Source organism: Curtobacterium salicis (assembly GCF_011759505.1).
GTDB lineage: Bacteria > Actinomycetota > Actinomycetes > Actinomycetales > Microbacteriaceae > Curtobacterium > Curtobacterium salicis.
Window position 1 is genome coordinate 505,974 of record NZ_JAAOYO010000003.1, and the last position, 12,799, is coordinate 518,772.

Annotated in this window: 14 protein-coding genes; 6 read left to right on the forward strand and 8 right to left on the reverse strand. The window is 67.8% G+C overall.

Annotated elements, in window-relative coordinates; genetic code table 11:
- Nucleotides 1-166: 166 nt before the first annotated feature.
- The gene (locus E9228_RS16785) at nt 167-433 is read left to right on the forward strand and encodes a hypothetical protein (RefSeq protein WP_208385837.1); all 267 of its coding nucleotides are present in this window, start codon (nt 167-169) and stop codon (nt 431-433) included.
- A 935-nt stretch (nt 434-1,368) separates the two neighbouring features.
- Here the strand turns inward: E9228_RS16785 and E9228_RS10930 are convergent.
- The 8 genes from E9228_RS10930 to rpmH form a co-directional block, all read right to left on the reverse strand.
- Nucleotides 1,369-2,358: a ParB/RepB/Spo0J family partition protein gene (locus E9228_RS10930; RefSeq protein ID WP_166780579.1), complete on the reverse strand. Its 990-nt coding sequence runs from the start codon at nt 2,356-2,358 to the stop codon at nt 1,369-1,371.
- Nucleotides 2,358-3,290: a ParA family protein gene (locus E9228_RS10935; protein WP_166780580.1), complete on the reverse strand. Its 933-nt coding sequence runs from the start codon at nt 3,288-3,290 to the stop codon at nt 2,358-2,360. Before E9228_RS10935 ends, E9228_RS10930 begins: the two co-directional genes overlap by 1 nt.
- Nucleotides 3,291-3,387: 97 nt before the next feature.
- A complete protein-coding gene (rsmG, locus tag E9228_RS10940) occupies nt 3,388-4,050 on the reverse strand; it encodes a 16S rRNA (guanine(527)-N(7))-methyltransferase RsmG (RefSeq protein ID WP_166780581.1) in 663 nt (220 codons plus the stop codon).
- Nucleotides 4,047-4,604, reverse strand: a complete 558-nt coding sequence (locus E9228_RS10945) for a R3H domain-containing nucleic acid-binding protein (protein ID WP_166780582.1) — start codon at nt 4,602-4,604, stop codon at nt 4,047-4,049. Before E9228_RS10945 ends, rsmG begins: the two co-directional genes overlap by 4 nt.
- On the reverse strand, nt 4,601-5,575 hold the full coding sequence (gene yidC, locus E9228_RS10950) for a membrane protein insertase YidC (protein WP_166780583.1): 975 nt from the start codon (nt 5,573-5,575) through the stop codon (nt 4,601-4,603). The genes E9228_RS10945 and yidC overlap by 4 nt, the downstream gene beginning before the upstream one ends.
- A gap of 8 nt (nt 5,576-5,583) precedes the next feature.
- A complete protein-coding gene (gene yidD, locus E9228_RS10955; RefSeq protein ID WP_166780584.1) occupies nt 5,584-5,949 on the reverse strand; it encodes a membrane protein insertion efficiency factor YidD in 366 nt (121 codons plus the stop codon).
- Nucleotides 5,946-6,296, reverse strand: coding sequence for a ribonuclease P protein component (gene rnpA, locus E9228_RS10960; RefSeq protein WP_111075313.1), 351 nt, complete (start codon nt 6,294-6,296; stop codon nt 5,946-5,948). Before rnpA ends, yidD begins: the two co-directional genes overlap by 4 nt.
- Nucleotides 6,297-6,314: 18 nt before the next feature.
- Complete coding sequence (gene rpmH, locus E9228_RS10965) at nt 6,315-6,452, reverse strand: 50S ribosomal protein L34 (RefSeq protein ID WP_043595303.1); 138 nt, start codon at nt 6,450-6,452, stop codon at nt 6,315-6,317.
- A gap of 505 nt (nt 6,453-6,957) precedes the next feature.
- Here rpmH and dnaA point away from each other — a divergent pair.
- The 5 genes from dnaA (at nt 6,958) to E9228_RS10990 (ending at nt 12,798) form a co-directional block, all read left to right on the forward strand.
- Complete coding sequence (gene dnaA, locus E9228_RS10970) at nt 6,958-8,415, forward strand: chromosomal replication initiator protein DnaA (protein WP_166780585.1); 1,458 nt, start codon at nt 6,958-6,960, stop codon at nt 8,413-8,415.
- Nucleotides 8,416-8,870: 455 nt separating this feature from the next.
- Nucleotides 8,871-10,031, forward strand: coding sequence for a DNA polymerase III subunit beta (gene dnaN, locus E9228_RS10975; protein WP_166780586.1), 1,161 nt, complete (start codon nt 8,871-8,873; stop codon nt 10,029-10,031).
- 70 nt (nt 10,032-10,101) lie between these two features.
- Nucleotides 10,102-10,986, forward strand: coding sequence for a phosphogluconate dehydrogenase (NAD(+)-dependent, decarboxylating) (gnd, locus tag E9228_RS10980; RefSeq protein WP_204610594.1), 885 nt, complete (start codon nt 10,102-10,104; stop codon nt 10,984-10,986).
- A 37-nt stretch (nt 10,987-11,023) separates the two neighbouring features.
- Entirely contained in the window at nt 11,024-12,298 is a 1,275-nt protein-coding gene (gene recF / locus E9228_RS10985; protein ID WP_166780587.1) for a DNA replication/repair protein RecF, read from the forward strand.
- Entirely contained in the window at nt 12,298-12,798 is a 501-nt protein-coding gene (locus E9228_RS10990; RefSeq protein WP_166780588.1) for a DciA family protein, read from the forward strand. Before recF ends, E9228_RS10990 begins: the two co-directional genes overlap by 1 nt.
- The last annotated feature ends 1 nt before the right edge of the window (nt 12,799 follow it).

Below are 12,799 nucleotides of genomic sequence, written 5' to 3' on the forward strand. Positions count from 1 at the left end.
CTGCGCCGGCGCGCGATCACGGCGGCGGATGTTCCACGTGGAACATGGTTCTCTGGTCCGCACATCGCGTAGCGAGGCCCGGTCGTCCTTCTACCGAGGCCAGGGTCGACATCTCGCGGGAGCCTGTCGAGGTGACCGGGACCGCGACCCAGTCTCTGCCCCAGTCGTGCGCGGCACCTTCTCCCCTGCCATCAACGCGGTTCACCGCGAGTACGCACTCTCGGGTTCACGCTCTGCTGGCCGGTACTCGAGACTGCACGAGCCGACGCTGTACCTGAGCTCATTGGTCGACGGAGTCATCGCCGCGATGATCGCGCACGAGGCAGCGCGCTCCGCAGCTCAGGAGATCATCGAGCCCGACGTCGAAGTGTTCGGGATCGTCGACCTGCACGATGCCGCTGCGTCGGACACCGGCCGGCATCGACCTCGCTGATGTCGTCGACCCGTCGCAGGACATCGCAGCCCTTGGCGACACACCGAAGTTCTGGTCCGTTCGTGACCGTCTGGTCGTACTGGGGGCGAATCGGCTGATCGACCCATCGCGCACGACCCCAGGCCTCTGGCACCTGGTCCTGGTCCGATGGAACGGACCCGATGGACCCTCCGTCAGCCTACGGCTCGCTCCTCTTCGCGATGGCGTTCAGCGCTGAACACGCGGATCGCTGAGGGTCTGGACCGTCTATGCGGCGGGTTCGGACGCTTCGCGGTGGGGGTCGGCACTCACGACGGAGCGAATCTCGATACCAGTCCGCCAGGCACGCGCGTTAGGGCGGCTCTGGAGGGGCTCGCAGACAGTGCTCCGGAGGGCCGCCGTGAGCCCGACGGCGGACTGCCTCAACGCCTTGCGGGGGGGAGTTGATCCGCGGGCACCCGTCGTCGGTCAATCAGGATGCTCTCGAGTCCTGTGACTGCCTGCATCGGGCCGGGATCGCATCATCGCGTCTGGTCAGCGATGTTCCACGTGGAACATCGCACTCCGTTGCCGCATCCGGGCGCATGTAGGCATAGGCCTGCGCGGGAGGTCCTGATCTGCTGGATCGTAGACCTGGCGGAGAGCACACCCGCCGTGGAGATCGAGCATGCAGACCGCGATGGTTCCGTTCAGCCGACCACGCACAAGCAAGCGGTTACAGGAAGCTGGCCAGACTGTTCCACGTGGAACCTGTACCCGCGGGCGATCACGCCGGAAGGCGCGAATGGTCCGACTAACGGTTCCACAGCGGCGGCATGCCAAGACCGTCGACCCGGCTGTACACCCAGACGCCCTGCTGCCCGCTGCCGGGCGAATCGAGTCGGACCCTCACCGGCACTCATCCGGTCACTGCCGTGCGCTCAGAGAGCCGCACAACGCCGCTGGCGGGGACCTGGCTAGCCGGCCACGTCCTGGATCCCGAGTTCGCCCAGGATCCGCGACAGATCGTCCGGGTTCGCGAAGTCGATGGTCACAGAACCCTTCCGGGCGCCGACCGCGATCTTGACCCGAGTGTTCAGCCGATCACCAAGTCGCTCGGCCATGTCGTTGAAGTGCACCTGGCGCTTCGACGGCCCCGCCGGGGTCTTGGCCGGCGTCTTCGAGGAGAGCTGCTGCGCGATCGCCTCTGCGGCCCGCACCGACAGGTCTTCGTTGACGATCTTCTCTGCCAGGTACTCCATGGCCTCAGCATCCGGGGCGGCGAGGATCGCTCGAGCGTGACCTGCCGACAGAACGCCCGCGGCGACGCGGCGCTGGACGGGGGAGGGCAAGCGCAGCAGACGGATCGTGTTCGTGATCTGCGGGCGCGAACGCCCGATCCGCTGCCCGAGCTGCTCCTGCGTGATGCCGAAGTCTGCGAGCAGCTGCTGGTAGGCAGAAGCCTCTTCCAGCGGGTTCAACTGGGCGCGGTGCAGGTTCTCCAGCAGGGCGTCCCGCAGCATCGCGTCGTCCGGTGTCTCCTTGACAATCGCCGGGATCGTCGCGAGGCCGAGTTCCTTCGTGGCACGGAGACGGCGCTCACCCATGATGAGCTCGTACTGGGGAGCCGTACCCGCGGCACCGGTGATCGGTCGAACGACGATCGGCTGGAGGAGCCCGATCTCGCGGATCGAGTGGACGAGTTCCTGCAGCTCTTCTTCGCGGAACTCCTTCCGCGGCTGCTGCGCGTTCGGCACGATGTCCAGCGGGTTGAGGTTCGCCAGGCGCGCGCCCGGAACCGCGAGCAGCTCCTCCGCGGTCCCGGCTCCGGTCACTCCACCGGAGGTGTCGGCTGCCGAGGTCCCACCCGAGGGGAAGAAGACGTCGACGGGCCGCTCCTGCTGCTCGTTCGTCGTGGGGATGAGGGCGCCGATACCGCGCCCAAGTCCGGTCCGCTTGGGTGCCATCAGGCTTTCGCTCCTCGTTCTGCGATCTCGGCAGCGGCCTCCAGGTAGGAGAGCGAGCCGGTGGAGTTGACGTCGTACGACACCACACTCTGGCCGTAGCTGGGCGCTTCGCTCACACGGACTGACCGCGGGATCATCGCCTGCAGGACTTGGTCGCCGAAGTGTGTGCGCACTTCGTTGGCGACCTGATTCGCCAGGTTCGTCCGACCGTCGTACATGGTCAGGAGGATCGTCGACACAGCAAGGTGCGGGTTGAGGTGCCGCTCGATGAGTTCGATGTTCCGCAGCAGCTGGCTCAGTCCCTCGAGCGCGTAGTACTCGCACTGGATCGGGATGAGGACTTCCTTGGCCGCCACGAACGCGTTGATCGTGAGGAGCCCGAGCGACGGCGGGCAGTCGATGAAGACGTAGTGGAACGGTTCCTCGACGGACGCGAGGTACTCGTCGAGAGCAGTACGCAGGCGCTGCTCGCGGGCGACGAGTGAGACGAGTTCGATCTCGGCCCCTGCGAGGTGGATGGTTGCCGGGACGCACCAGAGCGTCTCGGACTCGGGGGAGCGCTGCACGGTGTCCGCCATGGGCGCCTCGTCGACGATGACGTCGTAGATGCTCGCCACCTCAGCCTGGTGGTCGATGCCGAGGGCGGTGGAAGCGTTGCCCTGCGGGTCGAGGTCGATGACGAGCACCCGCGCGCCACCGTGTGCGAGAGCCGCTGCGAGGTTGACCGTGGTGGTCGTCTTCCCGACGCCACCCTTCTGGTTCGACACCGTGAAGACACGGGTCTTCTCGGGCAGCGGGAACTGCTGCGTGGCGATCGCGCGTCGGCGCCGGTTGAGATCGGCGATCTCGCGCGCCAGGGGTGTTGACGCGTCGTAGTCAGTGGATGAACTCAACGAGTGCCTCTTCCCCGGTCTGTGTTTCACGTGGAACATCGGGGCGGAACGGTGATGCCGTCGCCCCACGACGCGTTCGACCGTGCAGCGGTGTGAACGTGCAACGGCCGAGCCCGATCAGACCGGACCGGTGGCGTCAGTCAACTGTAGCCCGGAAGACGCGCGTGGTCTCGTCGACCACACCCACCCCGAGCTCGAGGACCTCGACGTCTTCGAGACGGTTCCGCAGGATGACCTTCCGCGCGGCCGTCACCTCGTCGTCGACCCGAGCGCCCTTCATGAGGATGAGCTGACCACCGGACCGGACGAGCGGGACCGTCAGGGGGATGAGCTTCGACAGGGCACTCACCGCGCGCGCCGTCACCTGATCGAGCACGAACTCGTCCGCGACGTCCTCAGCCCGTGCGCGGACGACCGTGACGTTCTGCAAGCCCAGCCGATCCGCTTCGCCCCGGAGCCAGTCGGTCCGGCGCTCCATCGGCTCGATGAGCGTCATCGAGACATCGGGACGCGCGATGGCGAGGACGAGCCCCGGAAGGCCGGCACCCGAGCCCACATCGCCGACGGATGCTCCGTCGTGGAGGAGGGGTGCGAGCAACGCAGAGTTGAGGATGTGTCGTGTCCACAGTCGGGGAAGCTCGAGGGGCCCGATCAGACCGAGCTCCTCCCCGCGACGAGCGAGCTCGTTCGTGAAGGACCGGGCACCCTCGATCTGGTCCCCGAAGACGGTTGCGGCGACGGCCGGCTCGGTCTCCAGGACTGGAGGCTCGGAACCGGCCGTGACGTCGACGTCCGTCATCGGGTGACGACGGTGTGACGGTCGCGACCCTCGCCCTCGGACTCCGAGTGGAACCCCTTCTCGGCGACCAGGTCGTGGACCAACTTGCGCTCGTAGGACGACATCGGCGGGAGGGCCGCGGTCGTCGAGCCGGCCTCGATGCGTTCGACCGCGGTGTCGACGAGGCGCTGGAGCTCGGTGGCGCGGGCGTCACGGGAACCCCCGATGTCCAGGATGAGGCGGCTGAACTCACCCGTCTCGGCCTGGACCGCGATGCGCGTGAGTTCCTGCAGGGCGGTGACCGTGTCCGGCTTGGCGAGAACCCGAAGGGCGGACCCGTCGTCGGTGACCGTCAGGTACACGCGACCAGCACGTTCCTCGATCTCGATGTCACCGTCGAGGTCGCAGATGTCGAGCAGCTCCTCGATGTAGTCGGCTGCGATGTCCGCTTCGTCGCGGACCTCGTCGTCGCCGTCGACGTCGTCGACATCGGGCCCGGCGTGCTCGCCCGCAGCGGCGAGGTGCTGCTCCTCGTCGGTGGTGTCGACGACGGCGGCGGTGTCCTGCTCGCTCACTTGGTCTTCCCGTTCTTCTTGGCGCGCGTCTTGCCGACCGGCTGCTGGCGCTGGTTGTTCACACGCGCTTCGACCTCGGCCATGGACGCGCCGGTCCCGGCCTCCGTGAGGACACCGGTGGTCGCCGGGGTCCCACGACGCTGCGCCTTCTTCGCGAGGCGGACCTCACGTGCGAGAGCAGCTTCCGAGCCCGGCGTGGGCATGCTGCGGATGACGAAGTACTGCTGCGCCATCGTCCACAGGTTGGAGGCCAGCCAGTAGAACATGACGCCCAGGGGGAAGGACAGACCCGAGATCACGAAGACCAGCGGGAGCACGTACAGCATCATCTTCTGCTGGCGGTACATCGGGGACGCCTTGGTCTCCGGCGACATGTTCTTGGCGACGAGCTGCAGCTGGGTGATGAACTGCGAGGCCGTCATGACGACGATCATGAAGCCGGCGATGATCCGGACTTCCCAGCCGGAGGCGTTCGTGAACGTCTCGTGCAGGGGCGCCCCGAAGAGCGACGCGTTGCCGAAGGACCGAGCGAGGTCGCTCGTGAGCAGGCCGACGCCCGTCTTGTTGATCTGCGCTTCGTGCAGGACGGAGTACAGCGAGAAGAAGATCGGCATCTGGATCAGCAGCGGCAGGCAGGAGCTGAGCGGGTTCGTCCCGGTCTCCTTGTACAGCGCCATGGTCTCGCGGGACATGGCCTCACGCGAGAACTGGTCCTTCTTGCCCTTGTACTTGTCCTGGATCTTCTTCAGCTGCGGGGCGACCTCGAGCATCCGTCGCTGCGACTTGATCTGTCGCACGAAGATGGGGATCAGCGCGGCGCGGACCACGAAGGTCAGGAAGATGATCGACAGCACCCATGTGACGCCCGCGGACGGGTCCATCCCGAGGTTCTCGAAGACCCAGTGGAAACCGACCAGGATCGCGGACACCACCCATTTGAGTGGCCAGAGGATCGTACCGATGAGGTCCATGGGGACGGTCACGCCTTTCGAGTGCGCTGAGGGAGCAGCACCGGACGGACCGTGCCGGCCGAGGTCTGCTGTTGCTGCGGGGTCGGCGCGAGGACGAACCCGAACCGACTGACGGTGAAGGGGCGGCGACGTTCCCTGACGTCGTCGATCCCGCCGGCTGCCCACGGGTTGCACCGAGCGATGCGCCAAGCGCCCATCGCCGATCCGCGGACCACGCCGTACTGCTGGATCGCCTCGAGCGCGTACCGCGAACACGAGGGGTGGTACCGACAGACGTTGCCGTAGAGCGGCGAGATCACCGCACGGTAGGCCCGGAGCACCACGACGCACGCGTTGCGTGGGAGCAACGCGACGACCCAGAGGAACCGGTTCATGCTGCCTTCTCGACACCGCGCGCAAAGGAACGCGTGATGTCTTCGAGCAGGGTAGGCCATGCGGCCTGCGCGGCGGCTGGCAGTGCACGCACCACCACGTCGTACCCGAGCGGCGCGCTCGGCAGGACCCCGTGCGCAATCGCCTTCAGACGGCGACGCACGAGGTTGCGCGTCACCGCGTTCCCGACGGTCTTCGCCACGATGAACCCGAACCTGGTGGGACCAGGATCGTCATCGAGGCGACGGACCACCGACACGACGGCGTGGGCCGTGGCGCTCCTGCGGCCACGGCGCACGACCATCCGGTAGTCGTCGCCTCGGACGATGCGGTTGGCTCGGGCCAACACGACGAGGACCCCCGCGGATCAGGCGGAGAGCTCGGTGCGCCCCTTGCCGCGGCGTGCGGCGAGGATGGCGCGGCCGGCGCGGGTGCGCATGCGGGCCCGGAAGCCGTGCTTCTTGGCGCGGCGGCGGTTGTTCGGCTGGAAGGTGCGCTTGCTCATGATGATCTCCACACGGCTGCTCGCGGCGAGCCGTCACGTATGCAATTGGTTGACGCGGAAGGCGCGACCGATCGGCCGCAGTCAACTGGACAACGGTACGTGACGAGCGCTGCGAGGTCAAATACCCCTGGCCCCGCGAGCGGCGGGGTGACCACCGCCTCCCGATTCTCCACACTGGGGAGAACTTCCGTTGGGTACGACGCGCCCCGGTCCTTTACAGTTGTGTCACCGCACCGCCGGAAGCCCGGTAGTACGGGGGAGTACCCCCTCGACCTCGGTCCGCGCGGCCGTGGAGCAGACTGTGGACAACCCTGTGGGAAGCTCGACGGGGAACGGCGCCCAGAACACCGCGCCGATCGCCTCCGGCCATCCAGGAGGCGCGGGTCGGCCCCGGCGTGGCTCGCACGTCGTCCGCCGCCCAGCCCGGCGCCGGACGAGCCGCCCCGCACCGACCGCGCCCGCAGAGTGACACACCCGAGCAGTGAGACCAGGAGACGAGCACGCCATGACGATGCCGGCCGACCCCGTCGAGGACCTCTGGTCGTCAGTGCTCGGGATCCTCTCCGACGACGACCGGATCACGCCGCAGCTGCACGGGTTCCTCAACCTCGTCGAACCGAAGGGCGTCCTCGCCGGCACCCTGTACCTCGAGGTCCCGAACGACCTCACGCGCGGCATGCTCGAGCAGCGCATCCGGGTGCCCATCACCGAGGCCGTCTCGCGGATCGGTGACGACTCGGTCGCGAACTTCGCCATCACCGTCAACCCGGACATGGCCTCCGAGCCGCGGGTGGACGCGGTCGCGGTGCCGTCCTACGCCGAGCCGGTGCAGGAGCACGTGCCGCAGACCGCCGCGCCCCGCCAGTACATCGAGGCGCCCTTCGTGCCGAGCCCGGTGGACTCGCCCGGTACCGGTGGCCGTCCGGAGTCCCGGCTGAACCCGAAGTACAACTTCGACAACTTCGTCATCGGTGCCTCGAACCGGTTCGCCCACGCCGCAGCGGTCGCCGTGGCCGAAGCGCCGGCGAAGGCGTACAACCCGCTGTTCATCTACGGCGACTCCGGACTCGGCAAGACCCACCTGCTGCACGCGATCGGCCACTACGCCGAGAGCCTCTACCCGGGGATCCGCGTCCGCTACGTGTCGAGTGAGGAGTTCACGAACGACTTCATCAACTCGATCGCGAACAACCGCTCGAACCAGTTCCAGCAGCGGTACCGCGACATCGACATCCTGCTGATCGACGACATCCAGTTCCTGCAGGGGAAGGACTCCACGCAGGAGGCCTTCTTCCACACGTTCAACACCCTGCACGACCACAACAAGCAGGTCGTCATCACGTCGGACGTCGCGCCGAAGCACCTCACCGGGTTCGAGGACCGGATGCGCAGCCGCTTCGAGTGGGGTCTCATCACGGACGTCCAGGCGCCGGACCTCGAGACGCGCATCGCGATCCTCCGCAAGAAGGCGCAGTCCGACCACCTGCAGGTGCCGGACGACATCCTCGAGTTCATCGCGTCCAAGGTGTCGAGCAACATCCGCGAGCTCGAGGGCACCCTGATCCGGGTGACCGCGTTCGCGAGCCTGAACCGGACGGCGGTCGACATGGCGCTGGTGCAGACGGTCCTCAAGGACCTGATCACCCTCGACGAGGACAACGTCATCGCGCCGACCGACATCATCAACCACACCGCGGACTACTTCAAGCTGTCGGTCGACGACCTCTACGGCTCGTCCCGGTCGCAGGCGATCGCGACGGCCCGCCAGATCGCGATGTACCTGTGCCGGGAGCTCACGAGCCTGTCGCTGCCGAAGATCGGCCAGCTGTTCGGCAACCGCGACCACACGACCGTGATGTACGCCAACAAGAAGATCGCGGAGCTCATGAAGGAGCGCCGCTCGATCTACAACCAGGTCACCGAACTGACCAGTCGGATCAAGCAGGACCGTCGGTACCGGTAGGGCGCACCACCCCGCCACCCCCCGTCCAGGAGGCCCGTCCCACACCCGGGATCGGCCTCCTTCTGCGTGCGTCCACCATCTGAGACGGTTCCATGGGGCGGATTCCCCACAGTGTGGAAAGCCTGTGGATAACTGTGGAGGACACGCCGCTCGCTTGTACACAGCTGGAGGGGCACCTGTGGAAACTGGGGAGAGAAGTGGATAGATGATCTTTGCTCATCCAGAGGTCGCTCACACGCCGCCAACAAGTCACACGGTTGTAGTTCCCAGTCGGGGAGCGGCATCCCCAGAGTTGTCCACAGTGTGCACAGGCGTTAAGACCATTACTCCTCTCTTCTCTCTCCATCTCCCTGGGCCAACCTCTGGGGACGGCGAATGACACGGATCGGTGGTCTGCCGCCGCTGTGCCACAATGGGGCCGCCGGGCAGTCAACCGATCGACAGGGGTCCACGCTGTGAAGTTCGAGGTCAACCGGGACGTCTTCTCCGAAGCCGTCTCCTTCGCGGTGAAGCTCCTCCCACAGCGCACGACCCTCCCGATCCTGTCCGGTGTGTTGATCCACGCCGACGGCGATCGTCTGACACTGTCGTCGTTCGACTACGAGGTCTCGGCGCAGACCTCGATCGCCGCACAGATCGACGATCCCGGCACGGTGCTCGTCTCCGGCCGGCTGCTGAACGACATCGCGAGCCGCCTGCCGAACGCCCCGGTGAGCTTCTCCACCGAAGACTCACGGATCACCGTCACCTGTGGCTCGGCACACTTCACGCTGCTGTCCATGCCGGTGGAGGAGTACCCGACGCTGCCGGAGATCGGTCCGCAGACCGGTGTCATCCCCGGCGACTCGTTCTCCGAAGCCGTCTCGCAGGTGGCCGTCGCCGCCAGCCGCGACGACGTCACCCCGGTCATCACCGGCGTGCAGCTCGAGGTCGGCGAACACGACGTCTCGCTCATCGCGACCGACCGCTACCGCGTCGCGGTCCGCACGATCCAGTGGGACTCGGGCCGTGCCGGCGACGACGGCGACGCAGCCACGACCCTCCACGCCCTCGTCCCGGCGCGCACCCTGCAAGAGGTCGGTCGCACCTTCGGTTCGGCGACCACGGTGTCGGTCTCGATCAGCGGAGGCTCGGACCGCGAGCTCATCGCGTTCCACGCCGACGACAAGACGGTCACCTCGCTGCTCATCAAGGGCAACTACCCGCCGGTCCGCCGGCTCTTCCCGGACACGGTCCAGGACCACGCGGTGATCAACACCGCGGAACTGGTCGAAGCCGTCCGACGGGTCTCCCTCGTCCTGGAGCGCGAAGCCGCGCTCCGGTTCTCCTTCTCGGTCGACGGGCTCACGCTCGAGGCGATCGGTTCCGAACAAGCGCAGGCGTCAGAGTCGATCGATGCGTTGCTGACCGGTGAGGAAACGGTTGTCTCCCTGAAACCGGCCTTCCTCCTGGACGGGTTGAATGCAGTGCACTCCGAGTTCGTCCGGATCTCCTTCACCAAGACGGAGAACCCGAACAAGCCGGGTCCGGTGTTGATCACCGGACAGTCCTCGCGAGAGGAACCGGCCACAGACGGATACCGGTACCTGCTGCAGCCCAACCTGCTGCTGCGCTAACCGCAACAGACATCCAGCGCTGGCGCGTGGACACCAGCATCAGCGCGACATCGACGAAGAAGAGGAAATCATGCAGATCGGTCTTGTCGGCCTCGGGAAGATGGGCAACAACATGCGTGCGCGTCTGCGCAACGCAGGGATCGACGTCGTCGGGTACGACGCCAACCCCGCCGTCTCGGACGTCCCCGACCTCGGCGCCCTCGCCAAGGCCCTCACCGGCCCGCGTCTGGTCTGGGTCATGGTCCCGCACGGGAAGATCACCGACGACGTCATCACCGACCTCGCCGAGGTCCTCGAACCGGGCGACCTCGTCATCGACGGTGGCAACTCGAAGTGGCTCGACGACGAGATCCACGCCAAGCAGCTGGACGCCAAGGGCATCCGCTACATGGACGTGGGTGTCTCGGGCGGTGTCTGGGGCAAGGACAACGGCTACGGCATGATGGCCGGCGGCGACGCGGCCGACGTCGAGCGCGCCATGCCCGTCTTCGACGCGCTCCGTCCCGAGGGCCCGCGCGAAGAGGGCTTCTCGCACGCCGGCGGCATCGGCGCGGGCCACTACGCGAAGATGGTCCACAACGGCATCGAGTACGCGATCATGCAGGCGTACGGCGAGGGCTACGAGCTCCTCGAGGCGAAGGACATCATCACGGACGTCCCCGCCGTCTTCGCCGGATGGCAGCGCGGCACCGTCGTGCGCTCCTGGCTGCTCGACCTCCTCGTCCTCGCGATCAACGAGGACCCGAAGCTCGACGCGCTCGAGGGCTACGTCGACGACTCCGGCGAGGGTCGGTGGACCCTCGAGGAGGGCATCGAGCTCGCGGTGCCGATGCCGGCGCTCTCCGCGGCCATGTTCGCGCGCTTCGTCTCGCGTCAGGGCAGTGCGTCCCCGACGATGAAGGCCGTCGCCGCTCTCCGCAACCAGTTCGGCGGCCACGCCGTCAAGAAGGCGTAGTCGGTCGGGGTAACCCCCTCGACCCGTCTCGGCCCGCGTGCACGTCGACCATCTCCAGCTCTCCGACTTCCGGAACTACCGGGAGGCGGACGTCGACTTCGCACGCGGGCCGAACCTGTTCGTCGGCCGCAACGGCCAGGGCAAGACCAACCTCGTCGAGGCGATCGGGTACCTCTCGACCCTCGGCTCGCACCGGGTCCCCACCGATGCCGCCCTCGTCCGTCAGGGCTGCGATTCGGCGATCGTCCGGGCACGGCTCGCGCACGAGGACCGCAGCATCCTCGCCGAGGTGCAGATCAACCGGACCGGAGCGAACCGCGCGCAGGTGAACCGCTCGGCGATCAAGCCCCGCGAGCTGCCGCGCTACTGCACGAGCGTCCTCTTCGCACCGGAGGACCTGGCGCTCGTCCGCGGCGAACCGTCCGGCCGTCGACGCATGATCGACGAGCTCCTCGTCCAGATCGCGCCGCGGATGCAGGGCGTCCTGGCCGACTACGACCGGACGCTCCGGCAGCGGAACACCCTGCTGAAGTCGGCGCGTGCGACCGGGGCGAAGGCCGGGGCGCTCTCGACGCTCGACGTCTGGGACGACCGGCTCGTCGAGTTCGGTGCCGAGATCGTCGCCGCACGCGACCACCTCACCCGTCGGCTCGCGCCGTTCGTGACGGAGTCGTACGCGACCGTCGCGGGAGAGCGGCACCAGGCGTCGATCGCCGGCGTGCTCAGTGTCCGGGGCGCCGACCCGGAGGACGCGGCCGCGACCGACCCGGTGCTCGGCACACCGGAGGAGCCCGTGACGATCTCCGCCGCCGCCGAGGCCTTCCGTGCGGCCCTCGAGCGTCGCCGTCGGGACGAACTCGACCGCGGGTTGACCCTCAGCGGACCCCACCGGGACGACGTGCTCTTCGAGCTGAACGGGTTACCGGCCCGCGGGTACGCCAGTCACGGCGAGTCCTGGTCGTTCGCGCTCGCGGTCCAGCTGGCCTCGGCGACGATCCTCCGCGCCGAGTCCTCGCTCGGGGACCCGATCATCATCCTCGACGACGTCTTCGCCGAACTGGACGAATCCCGTCGTGAGCGGCTGGCGGGGGCGGTCGCCGACTACGAGCAGGTCCTCATCACGGCCGCGGTGCACGGCGACGTCCCCGGGCAGCTCGCCGCCCACACCGTCCGCATCGAGGCGGGCGCGATCCTGCCGGACCCGGCGTCGGACGCGACCGGAGAACCGGACGCGACCGACGAGCCGGACGCGACCGACGAGGCGGACGCGGACCGTGCCTCCCGTCCGGATCCCACCCCGGCGGCCTCCTGATGCCCGCGCCCCGGAAGCCCGCGGAGCCCTCCCGCGTCTACCAGCACTTCAAGGCCGTCTTCGGTGACCCGTCCAAGCGCGGGCTCGACGCGCGCCGTCGCCGTGCCGCCGGCCAGGACCCGGACTCGGTGCCGTACGGCAAGGGACGCGAGCCGACCGGGCTCGGCGACGTCATGGGCGCCCTCACCGCGGAGCTCGGCTGGACCGAGCCGCTGGCGCGCTCCGAACTGTTCGTGGACTGGCCGAGCGTGGTCGGTGAGGAGCTCGCCAAGCACTCCACGCCGGTGACGATCGAGGACGGTGCGCTGGTCATCCGGTGCGATTCGACGGCCTGGGCGACGCAGCTCCGGCTGATGCGCGGGACGGTCACGACGACGATCGCCCAGCGGTACCCGGCGGCGGGGGTCGAGTCGATCAGGGTTTCCGGCCCGGACGCCCCCACATGGAAACGCGGCCTCAGGTCGGTCCAGGGGCGCGGCCCTCGCGATACCTACGGTTGAC